Raw genomic sequence first — 17,854 nt, 5'->3', positions numbered from 1 at the left:
GGTCACGTGCTCCGGCCGGGCAACGCAATACCCCCGCCCGGTATTCCTGGTGCCCGGCGGAGCGCACTCCTGGTCGGGACCGCGCTCGCGCCGTCAGGACCGCCGTCGCAGGGCACCGTCCGGCAGCGACTCCTCCAGGCCCGCGATGAGGGTGCGGGCGTCGTGCGATCCCTGGTTACGGACGCCGTTGAGGAAGAACGTCGGGGTGCCGCGGGCGCCGCTCTCGTGGGCGCTCCTCGTGTGCACCCGGATCCGGTCCGCCAGTGTCTCGTCGGCCATGTCGGCGTCGAAGCGCGTGGGGTCGAGCCCGAGCTCGGCCGCGTACCCGCGCAGGTCCTCGGGTTCGAGCCGGGCCTGGTTCGCGAACAGGACGTCGTGCATCTCCCAGAACGCGCCCTGCCGGTGCGCGGCCTCGGCCGCGAGCGCCGCGCCGAACGCCTGGGGATGGACATCCTCGAGGGGAAGGTGGCGCACGACGTAGCGGATCTGGTCGCCGAAGTAGTCGCGCAGGTCGAGGCTCATCCCGGTGACGCGGGCGCAGAAGGGGCACTGGAAGTCGAGGTACTCGACGACGGTGTAGGGGGCGGCGGGGTCGCCGCGCAGGTGGTCGAGCTCGATGTCGACCTCCGGGGTGAGGGTGACGGGGAGGTCGGCGCTGTGCTCGCCCAGGTGGATGCGGGCGATGCGGAAGGCGATCCAGCCGATGAGGGAGGCGAGGACCATCGCGACGAGGACGCCGATGGCGGCGGCTTCGGCGTCGGCGCGCTCCTCGAAGGCGAGGCCGGCGATGAGCAGGGAGACGGTGAAGCCGATGCCGGAGAGGGCGGCGCCGCCGACGACGCTGCCCGGGCCGACGCCGTCGGGCAGGTTCCCGAGACGGGCGCGAACCCCGAGCCAGGTTCCGAGGCAGATGCCGACGAGCTTTCCGGCGACGAGACCTGCGACGACACCCCAGAGGACGGCGGAGCCGAAGGCCTCGCCGAGCGCGCCGCCGCGGAGGTCGATGCCCGCGTTGGCGAACGCGAAGACGGGGACGACGACGAGGGACACGGGGGCGCGGAGCTGTTCGTGGAAGCGGTGGTTGACGGAGATGGACTTGGCGAGCCCGAGTCCGACGTCGCGGGCGACCCCGGCGTTGGGCGACTGCCAGTAGGTGCGGAACAGGCTCTTGGCGTGGATGACGTCGTCGCGTTCGGGGCTGGCTGCCGGGACGAGGAGGCCGGCGAGCATCCCGGCGAGGGAGGGATGCACTCCGGCCTGGACGGTCGCGCCCCAGAGGATGACCACGACGACGACGTAGGGCGCGCTGCGCCACTCGCGGGCGCGCCCGAGGAGCCAGAGGGCGAGGAGGCAGGCGGCGGCGATGAGCAGGGGGACGAGGCGGACGTCGTCGGAGTAGACGGTGCCGATGACGGTGACGGCGATGAAGTCGTCGACGACGGAGAGGGTGAGCAGGAAGACACGGAGCTGGTTGGACATCGCGGGGCCGACGAGCGCGAGGACACCGAGCAGGAAAGCGGTGTCGGTGCCGATGACGACGCCCCAGCCCTCGGCGGCGGTGCGGCCGGCGACGGCGAGGTAGATGCCGGCGGGGGCGAGGACGCCGAACACGCCCGCGACGAGGGGGACGAGGCGGCGGCTGCGCTGTCGCAGGGCGCCGATGGCGAGCTCCTGGCGCACTTCGAGGCCGACGACGAAGAAGAACAGGACCATGAGGCCGTCGTTGACCCAGTCGTGCAGGTCCATGTCGAAGCGCAGGTCGCCCGCGTCGACCTGGACGGGGATCTCCCACAGGTGCGTGTAGGCCTCGGAGAACGGGGAGTTGGCCCAGGCCAGGGCGGCTACGACGACACCGACCAGCAGGAGCGCGCTGCCCACCTCGGTGCGGAGCCAGTCGATGGCACGGCGCGTCCAGGCGGGCGTGTGGTCGGCGTTCATACGGTGAGGGTATGCGGGGCGCGGTCCGGACGACAGATCGTGCACCGCCCCCCGGGCCGGCGCGGCCGGAGGGCCGGAGCCCGGCCCGCCGGCCGCGCCGGACCGGTCAGCTCTCGTCGAACGTCGCCTCGCCGCCCTCGACCTCGCGGTCCGTGAGCGGCTGGGTGGGCCGGGTGTTGTGGTCCTCGGCGCCGGTGAGCACCGCGAGCTGCTCGGGCGCGAGCGTGACCCGGTCCTCCAGCACGATCCAGTGCACGTCCTCGCTGCACGGCGGGGTCGTCAGGCTGCCGTCGTAGGAGTAGTGGGCCGAGCCCCGGGGGAACACGTCCGAGAGGTCGAGGCCGGTGTCGGTCTCCTCGTCCGCGCCCACCGCGTCGACGAACGGCTGCAGGGCCGGCGTCTCGTCGCCCTCGTCGCCCATCAGGCCCAGGACGAGGAGGTCGCCGTCGGCGTTCTGGTGCACGAAGTGGAACTCGACGTCCGCCGGGTCGTCGGCGACGGTGTGCTCGGACGGGACGTGGAAGTGCATCTGCACCAGGTGGTACTCGTCGCCGTCGTACTCCAGGCTCGTGCCGCCGCCGCCGCCGTCCTCGTCGTCCTCCTCCTCGTCGCCGTCCGGGCCGCCGCCGTCCGCGCCCCCGAGGGTGAGCTGGAACGTGTGGCCCGTGTCGGCGACGACCCCCTCGGCGTCGTCGACCTCGATGAGCGTCTCGTCGCCGGCGGCGGGAACCTCGGCCGGCAGGTCGACGGGCGACTGGTGGGAACCGTCCGCGCAGAGCGCGTACTCGTCGGACAGGTCGCCCCAGCGGGCGGGTCCGTCGTCGCCGTATCCCCAGTGGACCTCCTCCGGCTGATCCTCCTCGGACCCGTCGTCGCCGGCCGGCTCCGCCGCCTCGGCCGGACCGTCGTCGGACGGCGCGTCGGCGGTACAGCCGGTGAGACCGGCGACGGTCAGGAGGAGCACGGCGGGTGCGAGCGTGCGGGTACGGATGGACATGCGGATGGACACGATGCGTGAGCTCCCAGGTGTGGTGGGGCGCCGGGCACGAGCGAGCCCGGCCGCCCTGATCTGCGGTCGCGGCACGACGCCGCGACCGCAGTATGGACCTGGGCGCTCCGTCGGGGACGCACGACGACCTGCACCGGCGTGTGCCCCGGCCGCGCCCGGGGCCGGGCCGCCCGAGAAATCTCGCCGAGTGCTGTGACATCCGGGCCCGGTGCGCGTCTGAGAGGTATGACGACGAACCTGACCGACCCCTCCTCCTGGGCCGCACACCGCCGCGCCGTCGTGCACACGGTGAGCCGGCGCGTACCGCTGGTCGATCCCGAGCGCGCCGCGAGCCGCGGTCTCGCCGACCTCTGCACCCGCATCGTGGCCGAGGGCGCCGTGGACCGCCCCGCCGACGCCTGGTGCGAGGCGGCGGTGCATGCCGCTCTCGACATGCTGCGCCGGACGCTCGTGGACTCCTCCTGCCGGCCGCTCCGCGCCGGCGCCGACGACATCCCGGGCGCCGACGCGTGACGCCCGGCCGGAGCGCCGGCGTGTCGGCGTGTCGGCGCCCGGCCGCGCTGACCCCCTCTTGCGTCCAACGCACGATCACGAAGGCCCCGGACGACGACGGCGCGCCGCGCCAGGACCGGTCACGCGTCCTGGTAATTCCTGGTGGGACGGATTGTGCGAGCACTTGGGAAAGGCACCATGATCACCACGCCCGAGCTGTCCCTGGCCGATGCCGAGGTCCCCGCAGGACTCCGCTACGAGGTCCCGCTGGAGCCCCGCCCGATAGTCGTCGACAACGCACCGAAGCTGCACCCCGTGCTCGCACGGGCCAGCGCCGGCGGCTTCTTCGAGAGAGCCCGCGAGGGCCGCGCGGTCGGTGAGGCGCGCAACGCACTGCACCGTGCCGCGCTCGCCTACGCGATGTCCGCCCGCCCCGTCGAGCGCGACGACCTCGCGTCCACGCTGACCGGGGCCGCCCAGGAGTGGGGCGCCACGATGTCCGACACCGGTCACCAGGCGCCGCGGCCCGCTCCCGACCCACGCCTGACCACGTCGCTCGCGCTGCTGGAACGCATCGCCGAGGTGACGGAGGACGTCGTCCGGACCCGCCGCACCACGCTCCTCAAGCCGCTCATCATGGACATCCGGGACGTGCTTTCCTGACGCGTGCGCCGGGCTGACCGGCCCCGCCACCGGGGGCGCCGTCCGGACCGCTGCGGTCCGGGCGCCCCTCGGCCACGGGCGCCCTGATCACCCGCCGGCGACCAGCTCCTCGAGCGCGCCGTCCACGACATTCATGTCCACGTACGGCTCCGCGCCGGCATCCGTCCCGACGCCGTCGAGCCGGTCCCGGTTCGAGTACTGCCAGATCGTCCAGTCCCGCCCGTCCGAGAGGCGCGGCGGGACGGCGACCGACCGGATCCACACCGGGTTGTCGGGGTAGGAGCCGGCGAGGTAGGCGTCGTACGCCTGGGACGTCACGTAGATGATCGCCGGCTGCCCGTACGTCTCCTCGATCCCGGCGAGCAGCGGGTCGAGGATCGCGCGGACGTCGGCGGCGGACGGCAGCGCGCCCACGTACTCGCCGTACGGTTCGAGGTCGACGACGGGCGGCAGCATGCCGGGCTCCGCGGGCACGGTCTCCGCGAGATTCTCCGCCTGGCTCTCTCCCGGACTCTCGAAGCTCATGAAGTGGTATGCGCCGACCATCAGCCCCGCGTCCCGCGCGCCGGCCCAGTTCTCGGCGAACCGTTCGTCGACGTGCCCGGACCCCTCGGTGGCCTTGAGGTAGGCGAAGTCGACGTCCTGCCCGGCGACCTGCGGCCAGTCGACGGTGCCGTTGTGGTGCGAGACATCGATCCCGCGCACGTCGTACCCGGCGGCGAACAGCCGGTTGGGCCAGACGACGCCGCGGACGGTCAGCGCGGCCAGCAGGCCGACCAGGACCAGGACCAGGAGCACCGTCAGGACCACGACCGCTCGCCCCCGACGCCAAACATGTGTGGTGGTTGACGAGGTTCCGGGTTCCTCACGCATGCCGGAAATCTATCTCCACGACACGCCGGGATCGAGATCACCAGGCATCATTTCTCGCACCAGGCATGCCGCGAATCGCCGGAAATGACCGGCTCGACCTGCGTGTCGACCTCGGGTCAAAAAGTTCCAGGGGCGACCTTGTCAAGTTATTCTGCTTCACCTGTTATCTGGTCGAGACACGGGCGAACTTCTCACTTAGCGTCGTCACGTTGCGTCATAGAACGACGCAGCCACGGGAAGCCGTCGAGCTGTACGCGGCACCCGGAGACCCTAGGTGCGATTCGGAGAGATCCTGGTGAGTACCACTGTGAGGTGCGGTCGACATCGCGCCGACCACACTCCCAACACCCCGCTTACTGCACTGTCGAAGACCGCAGCGGACGCCGCTCGTAAGGGAGCACTCGTCGCTGCGACATCGGGGATCATCGCGACGACGCTGTCAAGCACCGCGTCCGCCACACCGGAGGGCAACGCCCCCCACGAACGTGTCACCGAGCTCGACCTCGCGGCGCTGCAGGACGCGCACACCCAGGTCGACGCGGCGCCGGCAGTGAAGGTGGCGCCCGATGCCCGGCTGGACGTCCCGAGCACGACGGTCAAGGTGAAGCCAGCACCCGAGCCGGAGCCCGAACCGGTCGCGGAGGTCACCGCGACGGCCGCGGTCTCCGCCGAGGTCGAGACCTCGATGCCGGCCACCGACGGCTCGCTCGGCGCGCGCGCCGTCGCGATCGCGATGCAGCACGTCGGCACACCGTACTCCTGGGGCGGCGAGGCCCCCGGCGGGTTCGACTGCTCCGGCCTCGTCAAGTACGCCTTCGCGCAGGTGGGCGTCGCGCTCCCGCACTCGTCGTCGGCCATGCGCGGCGCGGGTGCGGTCGTCTCCGCCGGGGAGGCCCGGGCGGGCGACCTCGTCTGGACCCCGGGCCACATCGCCATCTACGCCGGCAACGGCATGGTGGTCGAGGCGGTCAGCTACGGCACCCCGCTGAGCTACCGCGCCATGTGGCAGCAGAACCCGACCTTCGTCCGGGTCGCCTGAAGGCCCTCACCACCTCGGCCGCCCGACGGCGGGCACCCGGCCTCTCGTGCCAGGTCCCGCCGTCGGCGGCCGGAGTTCTCACCGCGCGAAGGCGCGCAGCTCGTCGTACTCCTCGTCGTCCTCCTCGTCCGGCGCGCCGCGGGTCAGCCGCAGTCCGGCGACCGCGACGCCGAGCAGCAGTCCGACCACCCAGCCGCCGAGGTCATGACCGTCGCTGGACAAGGTCGTGCCGAGCAAGGGCTCCCAGGCGGCGCCGAGCACCACGGGGATCGAGAGCGGCGCGGCCCCGGGAGCGAAGTACCCGCCCACCGCGTCGAAGACCGGGCCGGCGGCCTGCAGCACCCACACGAGGCCCGCCGCCGGGAGCCAGCCGAGCATCTGCAACGGGTTGCGGTCCACGCCGAGCCCGAGCGCGACACCGAGCACCACCGCGAAGATCCACCAGGTCCCCTGCGGCACCGCGGCCTGCCCGGGCAGCAGGCCCCACAGCCAGCCGTCGGCGAGGACGACCGGCAGCGCGAAGGCCGCGGCACGCAGAGGCGCCGGCGCGAGCCCGGCCAGCAGGCCGAGCACCAGGCCCAGGACGGTCCCCCCGACGGCCACGGCCAGCAGGGCGTTCGCCTTCGCGTCGTCGGCACCGTCCGCCGAGCCGATCTGCCACCAGGAAACGCCTCCGGCGGCAACCAGCGCGAGAAGCGTGCCGAGCACGGCGGCCGCCGCACCACCACCCCGATGCCGCGCGAGACGCGCGCAGGCTCCCGCCAGCACTCCCCCGATCACGCTCATCGTCACCAGGGAGGCGACGGCGTCCTCGGCGGCGAGCGGCAGCGGCGTGAAGCCGTCGATCTCCTCGAGCGTGGTCGGCTGGAAGCCCAGGGCCTGGTAGATCTCGTGCAGGATCCACGGCAGGAAGCCGATCACCCACCACACGACGGCGCTCATCAGGAGCATCCACCACCCCGAGATCCGGGCGGGGACATCGATGGCCTCTGTCGTCTTGGTCTCCGTGTCGGTCACGCCGTTGGACATGGCGCGCACGGTAGCGGAACCCGCGTGACAGGTGTCGCCAGAATTGTCGGAATGTCCGGCAAAAACGGCCATCCCATGCCGATTCCCGTTGTGCGTGACACGTTCGTGACTTTTTCGACGAAGGTGTGTACCTTGAGTCTCGCTCCACCGGAATAGGTGGAGTCGCGACGCGGACGCCGAACCCTGCCACCGCATCGTGACCCAGGATGACCGTGGCAGGGGCGGGGGAACCATCTCCGGGCGACGGACCAGCGGACCACACGGTGTTCCGAGGGGCCGGCGTCCTCGGGGTGAAGCCGAGCAGAACCCCCAACTGCTCGGCCGGGTGAGCATCTCCCACCCGAACCCGACAGCTCACTTCGTAGGCGGTACAGGAGAACAACGGTGACCAACGCCACCCAGCGCGGACGCCATCGAGCGGACCGCAAGGCAACAACCCCCATCACGATGATCGCTCGTACCGCGTCCGAGAACGCGAGCACGGTTGCTCGCCGCGGCGCGCTCGCCGTCGCCGCCGGAGGCGTTCTGGTCTCGACGTTCGCCACGACGAGCCACGCGGCCCCGGCGTCCACCGACGTCAAGACCACCGCCAAGATGGACGGCCTCAACCTGGACGCGCTCAAGGAGACCGCCGGACAGGCCGTGAACCAGGCGCGGGCAGTGACCGTCAGCCACGATGCCAAGCTCGATGTCGAGGGCGCCACCGTCACCGCCGAGGGCGGCACCGCCGTCGAAGGTCTCGTCGAGGTGACCCCGGCCCCCGAGCCGCCGCCCACGCCGCTCAACGTCCAGATCACGAACACGGCCTTCAGCTACCTGTCCGGCGCGTACGTCTGGGGCGGTTCCAGCCCCGGCGCCTTCGACTGCTCGGGCTTCATCCAGTACGTGTACGGCCTGTACGGCATCGATCTGCCGCACTCCTCGTCCGCGATGCTCAACTCCGGCTACCAGGTCTACGACCCGCAGCCGGGCGACATCGTCTGGAGCCCCGGCCACGTCGCCCTGTACGCGGGCAACGGCATGGTCATGGAGTGGTACGAGACCGGCCTCCCCGGCCGCTACACCGAGATGTGGCAGTCCAACCCGGTCTTCATCCGCGTGATCTGACGCGTTCGCGTCCCGCACGCACATCGTTCTCCGAGCGCCGCGGCGCCGTCGGCTCCCCTGCCCGACGGCCCCGCGGCGCTCGTCGTCGTGCGACCTTCCGGGGACGACGCCGGCGCGGGGAGCGCGACCCCGCGGTCGACGGCGGCCGGATGGGGCTAAGGTCGTGAGACGTGCGATTCCGCAACTCACCCGCCGAGCGGGAGACGAACAGCGCGGCCTCCCTCCGCCGTCGCCCCGGCCAGATGGTGGCGCTCGGGTTCCTGGCCACGATCGCAGTGGGGACCGTCCTGCTCTCGTTGCCCGTCGCGGCGTCGGGTGAGCGGGCCACCTTCGTCGAGGCGCTGTTCACGGCGACGTCGGCCACCTGCGTCACCGGCCTGATCGTCACCGACACCCCGGTGTTCTGGTCCGGGTTCGGTGAGGCGGTGATCGCCGTGCTGATCCAGATCGGCGGGCTCGGCGTGATGACCGTGGCGTCGCTGCTGGGCGTCCTGCTGACCCGCAGGCTGGACCTGAGCTCGCGGCTCGTCGCGGCCGCCTCGACCCGGAGCGTCGGCCTGGGCGACGTGCGCGGTGTGATGAAGCGCGTCCTGTGGATCGCGCTGACCGTGGAGGGCGCCTGCGCCGCGATCCTGATCGTCCGGTTCAGCACCGCCTCGGACATGACGCTCGGGACCGCCGTGTGGCAGGGCGTCTTCCACGCGGTCTCGGCCTACAACAACGCGGGGTTCTCCCTGTTCAGCGACTCCCTGATGGGCTTCGCCGCCGACCCGTGGGTGTGCCTGCCGATCAGCGTCGCGGTGATCCTGGGCGGGATCGGCCTGCCAGTGATCGCCGAGGTGGTCCGGGCGGTCCGGACGCGCCACGGCTGGCGCAGGCTCCGCCGGCTGAGCGTGCACACGCGGATCACCCTGTGGATGACGGGGCTCCTGCTGCTCGGCGGCACGCTGTTCGTCCTGGCGGCGGAGTGGGACAACCCGGCGACCATCGCCGGCCTGGACACGCCGGGCAAGGTCCTGGCGTCGTTCACGCAGTCGGTCATGCCGCGCACGGCCGGCTTCAACTCCCTCGACACGTCGCAGATGCACCACGAGACGTGGCTCGCCACGATCATCATGATGTTCATCGGTGCGGGGTCGGCGGGCACCGGGGGCGGCATCAAGGTCACCACCTTCGCGGTCCTGGCGGTGGTCATCTGGTCCGAGCTGCGGGGTGAGCAGGACGCGAACGTCTTCGACCGCCGGATCTCGCCCGCCACGCAGCGCCAGGCGCTCACCGTGGCGCTCCTCGGGGTCGCGATCGTCGTCCTGCCCACCATGTGGATCACGGCGACGTCGCCGATCAGCGTGACCAAGATCCTGTTCGAGGTCACCTCGGCGTTCACGACGACAGGCCTGTCCACCGGGATCACCGGCGAGCTGGCCTGGTACAACCAGCTGGTGCTGGTCCCGCTGATGTTCATCGGCCGGCTCGGCCCCATCACGCTCGGCGCGGCCCTCGCGCTGCGCAACCGGCAGCGCCTCTACCGTGCGCCGGAGAGCGCCCCGATCATCGGCTGACCCGGCTCACTCCGGCCAGCCACAGTGGTCCGCGACGTACTCGAACAGGTCTCGCTTCGCGGTGTCGGGCATCGGGACGTACACGACCGGCTGCTCCACGCCGTCGACGTGGGTGTGGACCGGCAGGAACGTGCCGCGCTTGTCCTCGGAGACGGCGTGGTGGTCGCAGCGCGTCGGGACGAAGGAGAGCTCGACGACGCCGTCGTCCTGACCGGCGAGATCCGTGCCGGTCCATGCCTCGCCACGCACCGGGTCGAGAAGGGTCGAGCCGTCGATACGGGTGATCCGTACGTCGGGGCCGCCGTCGACCGGCTCCGTGGTGAGCGTGATGACGGCGACGGTCTCGCCGGAGCGGCGCTCGGTGCGCAGCCGGTCGGCCTGCGTGAGCGTGCGGCCGGAGGCGACGGCGACCGCGGCGCAGCCCTGCGCGAGGTTGCGGGCCAGGTGCTCGCCGGGGTCGGAGACCGGCGCCTCGGCGGTGGCCGGCGCACCGTGGTCGAGCCGGCTGCCGCGCGCCACGGTGACCGTGGCCCGCGGCTCGGGGCCGACGGCGTCCCCGGCGGGGTCGGGCGGGCACCTGAGCTCGCCGAGCTCGACGAACACACCCCGGGTGGCGCCCACGGCGAGCGTCTCGGCGCGGAACGGGCGCCCGCTGGTCTCGGCCGAGGGCCCGAAACCGCCGCCGTCGAGCGCGCCGCCCAGGAGCACCAGGTCCGTGGTCGACTCGTTGGTCACCTCGATCTCGACCACGCGGTCCGCGTAGTCGAGCCGGGACTGCTGCAGCGTGACGACGAGGTCGCGGGCCACGTCGTCGGGCACGGGACCGGGCCGGCCGGCGCCGTCGCCGGTGGCGGTACAACCGGCGAGGAGGACACCCGCGACCAGCACGGGAACGACAAGGGCCCGGGCCTCGGGTGCGCACTGTGACATGCGCACCGACTCTAGGCCCGGGCCCTCGTCCGTGTCAGGCCGTCAGCCGGCCTTCCTCTTGTTGAAGATCATCTCGAAGACGCCGATCACGATCAGCGCGCCGATGACCGAGAACAGCCAGGACTGCCAGGACCAGAACTGAGTCATCTCGATGCTGAAGATCAGGTTGCCCAGCCAGCCGCCGAGCATGGCGCCCAGGACGCCGAGCAGCAGCGTCAGCCAGAAGCCGCCCTTCTGCTTGCCAGGCAGGATGATGCGGGCGATGATCCCCGCGAGCAGACCGAGGATGAGGAAGGGAATGAAGCTCATGGTCGTGTTCCTCCAGTAAGAAGTGGTGTTGCGGCACCTACCTTGGCACTGAACCGCCGTTTTCGCCCAGTCTGGTACGGCGATTCGTGGCATGAGGTGCAAATCTCATGATGACTGGCTATCTCAGACACTACCGAACGCTAGGCTGCGCGTGGTCCACAGACCGGCGACGACGAAGGAGATCACGGGTGGAGCGCGTGCGGGCGGTACGGGGACGAGTGCGTGAGCTTGTCGAGGCGACCTGGTTCACGCACACGGTCCTCGTGCTCATCGTCGCCAACGCGATCGTGCTCGGGGCCGAGACGTCGATCGCCCCCGGGGCTCTCGAGGACGTCCTGCGGAACATCGACCACGTGATGCTGTGGATCTTCGTCACCGAGCTGTGCCTGCGGATCTTCGCGCACGGCCGGCAGTTCTTCAAGGATCCGTGGAGCCTGTTCGACCTGCTCGTCATCGGGGTCGCCCTGGTGCCCGCCACCGGCTCGCTGCAGGCGCTGCGCGCGCTGCGGATCCTGCGGGCGCTGCGGGTCGTCGACGCCGTGCCGTCCATGAAGCGCGTGGTGAGCGGGCTGCTCGCCGCCGTGCCGGGGATGGGGTCGGTCGGCGCGCTGCTCGTGCTGGTGATGTACGTGTCGGCGGTGATCGCCACCGCGCTGTTCAAGGAGGCGGCGCCGGACTACTTCGACAACCTCGGCACCACGCTGTTCAGCCTGTTCCAGGTGATGACCGGCGAGGCGTGGCCCGACATCGCCGCCGACGTGATGGAGGGGCCGAACGCGGTGCCCGGGGCGTGGATCTTCTTCGTGCTCTTCATCCTCATCGTCAGCTTCGCCGTGCTGAACCTCTTCATCGCGGTGATCGTGAGCGGCATGGAGAGCCTGGAGGAGGAGCTCCAGGAGCACGACAAGGAGCAGGACGAGGTGGACGAGGACGTCCTGAGCGAGCTACGCCTCATCCGCGCCGAGCTGACGGCCCTCCGTGCCGAACGCGACGCCCAGCGCCATGCCGAGCACAACGGCGGACCGGACAACCGCCTCGACAGCGAACCCGTCACCTCGTAGCAGGACGGGCGCGCCGGCAGTCCCCCCCCGGCCGACCCACCTCGGGCGCAGCCCGACCCGGCGCCCGTCCCGGAGGAACCGGTCCGACGCCGGTCGGCGTGCCCCCAGCGCACTCCGACCGGCGTCGGACCCGTGACGGGCGACGTCCGGACCGCTGTCCGTACGGCGGACGTCCGCTCGCGTCGGTGGAGAGACGCGTGGGGAGCCGTGATGTCACAGCACTTTCACCCGTCCGACATGTGACCTGTGTCACACCTGGGGATCACGCCTACGGGAGGCAACTTTCGGTGACGTCGGGCACAATCAGCGGGCAGAACCACACAAACCCAGACAGACGAGCACGACTCCCCGATGAAAATGGCTGGAGTGCCGTGACATTTGATCCCCACTCGCGTCAGGGGTGCATGACAAGTACAGAACACACCGAGCTCGTCCGGCTGGGTGCGCAGTACCTGCGTGCCTACTCGGATGGCGACGCCGTCAGCCTGTATCGGCTGGCCGACGCTTGGGGAGCTTCCGATCTCTGTGCTGCCGCGTGTGAGGTGGCCCTCGCCGTGATCAACGCGACGACGGGACCCCGCGGAGTCGATGCCGTCTACGAAGCGTTCCACCGACAGTGAGGATGGCCCCCAGGCATGCTCGATGAGAGAAGCGCGCCCTCCCGTATCGTGCCCAGAGATGCAGGGAATGATCCCCTGGGTGCGACCATGGGCCGGCGCGTCCGGTCCGGACGATCGGCGCGTCGAGGGGAGAACACCTGTGACCGCTACTGACGCGACCATCGACGACTGGGCCGTCCACCGGCCGAACGTGGTGCGGTCCGTCGCCGCGCGCGTGCCCGGGGTCGACGCCGACGAGGCCACCAGCCGCGCGCTGGAGAAGATGATCCGCATCGTCAACAACGACGGGGACATCAAGGACCCGGCGGCCTACTGGCGGCGCGCCGCGATCAACGAGGCGTTCTCGATCACGCGCGAGGCGGGCCGGGCGATCGCCGTCGAGGACGAGATCCTCGCCGACATCACCCCGCCGGTGGCCGGCGCGGAGCTCGACGCGGAGCGCTCGGCCGACGCCGCGATGCTGCGGGACGCGCTCAGCGACCTCAGCGCCGACGAGCGCACCCTGCTCTTCGACCGCCACGTGCACGACAAGGCGGTCAACGACATCGCCGGAGGCCTCGGCGTCCGGCCGCACGCGGTGACCATGCGGCTGCGCCGCGCGGAGGAACGCCTCGCCGGCGCCTTCGCCGCCGCACACGCCAACAAGGTCAACGACCCCGAGTGCCGCACCACGCGCGCCGCCATGCACGACTACCTCAAGGGCCGCCTGCTCCCCCGCCGGTCGAAGCGGCTCGAGGTTCACATGGACGCCTGCGCGGACTGCACGCACGCCTTCGTGGACGTGCGTGAGGTCTCCTGGATGCTCCGCGAGCTGGGACAGCACCTCGTCGGCTTCTTCTTCGGGGGCGCGGCCGTGAGCAGCGCCGCCACCGCGGCGGGCGCGGCGGCGGCCAAGAAGGACTCCCCCGGGAAGCAGGCAGCCGTCGCCGCGAGCGTCATCGCGGCCCTCGCCCTGGCTGGTGGCGCCTGGGCGTACGTGGCGTCCGAGCCCGATACGCAGGCCGAGGCCACACCGGAGGTCGAGGCCGCCGCGCCGGACGAAGGCGACGGCACCGGGTCCGACTCCTCCGACGCCGACTCCGACTCCGGTTCCGACGGGGGCTCCGACGCCGACTCCGAGGCGGACACCCCCGACACGGAGGAGCCGGCACCGGAGATGCCGCCGACCCTCCCACCCCAGGACCCGCAGCCCCGCGACGACGCGCTCCCGCCGCTGGACCTGCCCTCCGACGAGGAGCCTGCCCCCGCCCCCGCCCCCGCGGAACCCGCACCTGCCCCCGAGGCCGAGGCCGAGCCCGCTCCGGAACGTCCGGGGGCGGGGTCCGGGGCACAGCCCGAGCCCGAGGCCCCCGGTGGGGACTCCGGTTCGGGCGACGGGGACGGTGCCGGGCAGGGCAACGGTGACGGCGGTGGCCAGGGGAACGGCGACGGCCAGGGTGACGGCGGTGGCCAGGACAGCGGTGGCCAGGACGGCGGCACCGGTGGCGGCCTCGGCAACGCACTGGGTGGCGTGCTCGGCGAGATTCCCGTGCTGGGCGACCTGACCGACGCGCTCGGACTGGGCGCGGTTCTCACCTTCCTGGACACCCTCCAGGCCACCGCGGAGGAAGGCGCCGAGGAAGGGCCCGGCGCGCTGGACGGCTGAGCGACGACCTCTCAGGGAGCCCGGGATCGACCTCGATCCCGGGCTTCTGTGTCTTGACCGCGAAACCACCGCTGGTTGTGCGGCCGCACAGGCCAACTGGGCCGCAGCCCAGGGATGTACCGGATATTTCAAGCAGTGCTTCCATGCATGGACAGCAAAGTGCCACCATGTCGGTGGCGTCGCACCCCTACCCGGCCATGCGGCGCCCGCGCTGAGTTTGGAGGACGAGGTTGCACACGCTCATCAGCACTGATCTGAGTGAGTGGGCTGCTCACCGGCGTGCCGTGGTCTTCGCCGTGTCACGGCGGGTCCCGAGCGCAGATCCGGAGCTGGCCACGAGCCGTGGCCTCGAACGGCTGTGCCGCGAGATCGTCGTGCGCGGCGCTGTCGACCGGCCCGTGGACTACTGGCACCACGCCGCCATCGACGCCGCCGCCGAACCCTCCTGCCCTCCGGGGCTCGGTGCCGGCCGGGCGCCCGAGGCGACCCGGACCGTCGTCGTCCGCGAGCAGGCTCCGCGGCCGGTCGAGCGGGCCGCGCCGGATGCCGAGGGCCGCGAGCTGCCGCCGTCGATCACGCCGACCGCGCGCACCATCGACTTCGACCACCTGCGCGCCGCGATGAGCCGGCTTCCGGAGCGCGAGCAGCAGATCCTCTGGGACCGCCACGTCAACGACCAGCCCGTCGGCGAGATCGCGGAGAACATCGGCGTTCTCCCCTACGCGGCGCGGCGACAGCTGCGCCGCGCGGAGAACAAGCTCGCGTCCGGTTTCGCCGACGCGCACGCAAAGATCTCCGAGCAGGCCGAGTGCCGGACCACCCGCAGCGCCATGCACGACTACATCCGGCACCGCCTGCTGCCCGGCCGTCGTCGGGAGCTCGAGGACCACCTGATCGTCTGTGCCGAGTGCACGCGCGCGTTCACGGACGTCCGCGAGTCGTACTGGATGCTGCGTGCCGCGGCGCCGGTGCTGCTGCTCGGCACGATGATCACGACGAACGGGCCGTCGGCGGTCGGGGCCGCGGTGTCGACCGCGACCGGCGTGACGACGGGGATGGCGGCCGGGGCCGCGCTGGGCAGTACCGGGACGAGCGCGGTGAGCAGCACCGTCGCGTCGCTCGTCGCCAAGTCCGCCGTCGTGGCACGCTCGATCACGTTCGACCCGACGGCGCTCGTCGCGACGATCGTCGGCGCGATGGTCGCCACCGGCGCCGCCACGGGGGTCGCGATCCGGAACGACATGGTCTCGTTCGGCGATCCGATCGTCGCGTCCGAGGTCACACGCCTCGACGACGTCCCGGCGGCGCCGTCACCCGAAGCCACCAGCGGCTCCGGGACCACCCCGTCCGCCGCTCCGGAGTCCGCCGCCGGGGGTGCGACCGCGCCCGACGGGGCGCCGTCGGCCGGATCGTCCGAGAACGACGGGGCACTGTCGGCAGGCGGGGAGGGCGCGGGCGTGAGCGGCGACCTCGATCTCGGGGACGCGGTGGACATCGGGGCAGGAGCCGGCGTCGAGGCGTCGGACGACCGCGTCACGGTGACCGTGCAGGCCCGCGCGAAGGGCGAGCTGCTCCACCTGCTGTACGAGATCGTCCCCGGTGAGGACACCGAGGTGCTGAACATCACGCTGGACGACGGCACCGGCATCGTGGCGCAGGTCGGGGACACGTACTACCTGATCCCGGCGGGCGGCCTCCTCGCGACGAGCGAGGTGCAGGCAAAGGTGACGGTGCTTGGCCCGGAGGGGACGGAGGTCGGGCTCCAGGCCATGGACGAGCGGAGCGCGCGACAGCGCGGCTTCGGCGGCCTCACCGACCTGACACGCAAGATCCTCGGGGACGAGAAGGCGAGCGGATCCCCGGACTCGTGGATCCCGCGCGAGGGCACGGAAGACTTCTGGAGCCAGGAGGACGCGGAGGACTTCTGGAGCAGGTTCGAGGCCGGGAAGGAGTTCTGGGGCTCGCACGAGGGCGGGGAGGGCTCCGGGTCGTCCGGAGACTCCTGGGGATCGGACGGGTCGGAGGACTCCTGGGGGTCCGGAGACTTCTGGGGGTCGGAGAGATCCGAGGGTTCCCGGGACTCCCAGGACTCCTGGGACTCCTGGGACTCGCACGAGGCGCAACGCCTCGAGGACCGGTTCCGCCACCACGACTGACCCGGACGGGCCCGGAGGTCCCGCCTCGGCCCAGGTGGGGCCGTTCGCCGCGGCCCCGGCCTTCTGCCACGGGCCGGGTACCCGGCCCGTGGTCCCGCCTCAGCCGCGGTCCAGGAGGAGCAGCACCTCGTAGTGCCGGGTCTGCGGGAACATGTCCAGCAGCACGGCCTTGGCCGGGCGGAGGCCGGGCATGTGCGCCAGGTCCCGGGCGAGCGTGGTGGCGTTGCAGCTCGAGTACAGGACGTGGCCGGTCGTGGACGCGTCCAGGGCTCGCGCCAGGTCGGGGCCGATCCCGCGCCGGGGCGGGTTGACGATCACCATCTCCGGCGCTTCCGTGGCCAGCCGTCCGGCGACGTCGCGCGCATCTCCCGCCTCGAACCGCACGTCGCGCAGCCTGAGCCCGTCCGCCGTCGCCGACGCCGCGGCGACCGCCTCCTGGCTCAGCTCGATACCCAGGACCCGCCGGCCCGGCGCGGCGCAGTGCAGCGCGAACCCACCGACGCCGCAGTACAGGTCCCACAGACCTGCCGGGCCGACATCGTCCACCCAGGCGCGCGCCTGCCGGTACAGGGCGGCCGCGACCTGGGTGTTCGTCTGGAAGAAGCTCTGCGGGCGCAGCCGGAGCGGAATCCCGCCCACCCGCATCGTCAGCGTCTCGGAGTCCGTGAGCACGATCTCCCGGTCGCCTTCGAGGACCGCCGCGTGCGCGGGCTGCACGTTGACCGTGGCGACGGCCAGGTTCGGGAGCACGGAGCGCAGCCAGGGCAGGTGCTTGCGGATCCGGGCGAGCGCCTCGGTGGAGCGCAGGACGAACCGGACCATGAGCTCACCGTCGGGCGAGATCGTGACCAGCACATACTTGAGCTCACCGCGCTCGGCCATGGCCTTGCGGGACTTCTTGGTGCGCGCCCGGACCGCCGTCGTCGGCCCTGGGCCCGACAGCGCCGCACCCGTGGGGCCGGTGGCCTGCCCCGAGGCCGACGGCGTCCACCCGGCCAGGTCGCGGTCCGGGCCCGGCGGCGACGCGACCCGGTACGGGTCGAGGCCCGCCCGGGTGATGAACTCGGCCAGCGGGCCGAACGTGGCCTGGAGGCCGGGCGGGTAGAGGCCGCAGTCGGTGAGGTCCACGCCGCGCCCGGCACCGTCCAGGATGCCGAGCACCGGGTCGGCGACAGTACCGCTGACCACCATCTTCGCCTTGTTGCGGAAGCCGGACTCCGGTCCGGTCACGGGCGGGAGCCAGTCGACCCCAGCGGCCGCGGCCGTTCCTCCGGCCGGGCTCGTCGGTCCCGGGCCGCTCGCGGTCACCCCCGCCAGCAGCCCGGCGACGTGCGCCTGCTTCTCGGTGACCTGCGTGCCGTACGGGGTTTCGAGCAGGGTGCACGAGCGGCAGCGTCCGGCGTCGAAGTGTGGGCAGTGCACCC

The 17,854-nt window shown here is 71.9% G+C and carries 16 protein-coding genes and 1 riboswitch; of the genes, 9 read left to right on the top strand and 7 right to left on the bottom strand.

What is annotated here, in order from left to right; genetic code table 11:
- Nucleotides 1–93: 93 nt before the first annotated feature.
- The gene (gene nhaA / locus ACYU96_RS17580) at nt 94–1,938 is read right to left on the bottom strand and encodes a Na+/H+ antiporter NhaA (RefSeq protein WP_460756432.1); all 1,845 of its coding nucleotides are present in this window, start codon (nt 1,936–1,938) and stop codon (nt 94–96) included.
- A gap of 106 nt (nt 1,939–2,044) precedes the next feature.
- A complete protein-coding gene (locus ACYU96_RS17575; protein ID WP_460756429.1) occupies nt 2,045–2,935 on the bottom strand; it encodes a carbonic anhydrase in 891 nt (296 codons plus the stop codon).
- Between the two features lie 237 nt (nt 2,936–3,172).
- On the opposite strand from ACYU96_RS17575, the gene ACYU96_RS17570 reads away from it, so the two are divergent.
- Together ACYU96_RS17570 and ACYU96_RS17565 are read left to right on the top strand one after the other, a co-directional pair.
- On the top strand, nt 3,173–3,460 hold the full coding sequence (locus ACYU96_RS17570) for a hypothetical protein (RefSeq protein ID WP_460756427.1): 288 nt from the start codon (nt 3,173–3,175) through the stop codon (nt 3,458–3,460).
- A gap of 177 nt (nt 3,461–3,637) precedes the next feature.
- Nucleotides 3,638–4,102 carry a hypothetical protein gene (locus ACYU96_RS17565; protein WP_460756424.1) on the top strand — a complete coding sequence of 155 codons (465 nt, stop codon included), beginning with the start codon at nt 3,638–3,640 and terminating at the stop codon, nt 4,100–4,102.
- 87 nt (nt 4,103–4,189) lie between these two features.
- Here ACYU96_RS17565 and ACYU96_RS17560 read toward each other — a convergent pair whose 3' ends face one another.
- Complete coding sequence (locus ACYU96_RS17560) at nt 4,190–4,912, bottom strand: GH25 family lysozyme (RefSeq protein ID WP_460756422.1); 723 nt, start codon at nt 4,910–4,912, stop codon at nt 4,190–4,192.
- 358 nt (nt 4,913–5,270) lie between these two features.
- On the opposite strand from ACYU96_RS17560, the gene ACYU96_RS17555 reads away from it, so the two are divergent.
- Nucleotides 5,271–6,014 carry a C40 family peptidase gene (locus tag ACYU96_RS17555; RefSeq protein ID WP_460756419.1) on the top strand — a complete coding sequence of 248 codons (744 nt, stop codon included), beginning with the start codon at nt 5,271–5,273 and terminating at the stop codon, nt 6,012–6,014.
- 78 nt (nt 6,015–6,092) lie between these two features.
- Here ACYU96_RS17555 and ACYU96_RS17550 read toward each other — a convergent pair whose 3' ends face one another.
- Nucleotides 6,093–7,043 (bottom strand): hypothetical protein, encoded by a 951-nt coding sequence (locus ACYU96_RS17550; RefSeq protein WP_460756416.1) that lies wholly within the window; start codon nt 7,041–7,043, stop codon nt 6,093–6,095.
- Nucleotides 7,044–7,207: 164 nt separating this feature from the next.
- Nucleotides 7,208–7,425: riboswitch (cyclic di-AMP (ydaO/yuaA leader) on the top strand.
- 2 nt (nt 7,426–7,427) lie between these two features.
- Between ACYU96_RS17550 and ACYU96_RS17545 the strand changes: the two genes are divergently transcribed.
- Together ACYU96_RS17545 and ACYU96_RS17540 are read left to right on the top strand one after the other, a co-directional pair.
- A complete protein-coding gene (locus tag ACYU96_RS17545; RefSeq protein WP_460756413.1) occupies nt 7,428–8,150 on the top strand; it encodes a C40 family peptidase in 723 nt (240 codons plus the stop codon).
- Nucleotides 8,151–8,320: 170 nt separating this feature from the next.
- Nucleotides 8,321–9,709, top strand: a complete 1,389-nt coding sequence (locus ACYU96_RS17540; protein WP_460756410.1) for a TrkH family potassium uptake protein — start codon at nt 8,321–8,323, stop codon at nt 9,707–9,709.
- 6 nt (nt 9,710–9,715) lie between these two features.
- On the opposite strand, the gene ACYU96_RS17535 is transcribed toward ACYU96_RS17540, so the two are convergent.
- Entirely contained in the window at nt 9,716–10,639 is a 924-nt protein-coding gene (locus ACYU96_RS17535) for a hypothetical protein (RefSeq protein ID WP_460756407.1), read from the bottom strand.
- 42 nt (nt 10,640–10,681) lie between these two features.
- Nucleotides 10,682–10,948, bottom strand: coding sequence for a GlsB/YeaQ/YmgE family stress response membrane protein (locus tag ACYU96_RS17530; protein ID WP_460756404.1), 267 nt, complete (start codon nt 10,946–10,948; stop codon nt 10,682–10,684).
- A gap of 218 nt (nt 10,949–11,166) precedes the next feature.
- Here ACYU96_RS17530 and ACYU96_RS17525 point away from each other — a divergent pair, with 218 nt between their 5' ends.
- From ACYU96_RS17525 to ACYU96_RS17510, 4 genes are all read left to right on the top strand, one after another.
- Nucleotides 11,167–12,009, top strand: a complete 843-nt coding sequence (locus ACYU96_RS17525; protein ID WP_460756402.1) for an ion transporter — start codon at nt 11,167–11,169, stop codon at nt 12,007–12,009.
- 404 nt (nt 12,010–12,413) lie between these two features.
- Nucleotides 12,414–12,629 carry a hypothetical protein gene (locus tag ACYU96_RS17520; RefSeq protein ID WP_460756399.1) on the top strand — a complete coding sequence of 72 codons (216 nt, stop codon included), beginning with the start codon at nt 12,414–12,416 and terminating at the stop codon, nt 12,627–12,629.
- A gap of 139 nt (nt 12,630–12,768) precedes the next feature.
- Complete coding sequence (locus tag ACYU96_RS17515) at nt 12,769–14,274, top strand: zf-HC2 domain-containing protein (protein ID WP_460756396.1); 1,506 nt, start codon at nt 12,769–12,771, stop codon at nt 14,272–14,274.
- A gap of 296 nt (nt 14,275–14,570) precedes the next feature.
- The gene (locus tag ACYU96_RS17510) at nt 14,571–16,430 is read left to right on the top strand and encodes a sigma-70 family RNA polymerase sigma factor (RefSeq protein ID WP_460756394.1); all 1,860 of its coding nucleotides are present in this window, start codon (nt 14,571–14,573) and stop codon (nt 16,428–16,430) included.
- A 99-nt stretch (nt 16,431–16,529) separates the two neighbouring features.
- On the opposite strand, the gene rlmC is transcribed toward ACYU96_RS17510, so the two are convergent.
- Complete coding sequence (rlmC, locus tag ACYU96_RS17505) at nt 16,530–17,852, bottom strand: 23S rRNA (uracil(747)-C(5))-methyltransferase RlmC (protein ID WP_460756391.1); 1,323 nt, start codon at nt 17,850–17,852, stop codon at nt 16,530–16,532.
- Between the last annotated feature and the right edge of the window lie 2 nt (nt 17,853–17,854).

The organism is Myceligenerans cantabricum (assembly GCF_054777735.1).
The sequence above is the reverse complement of the archived record's forward strand: the minus strand, read 5'-3'. Positions and strand labels throughout refer to the sequence as shown.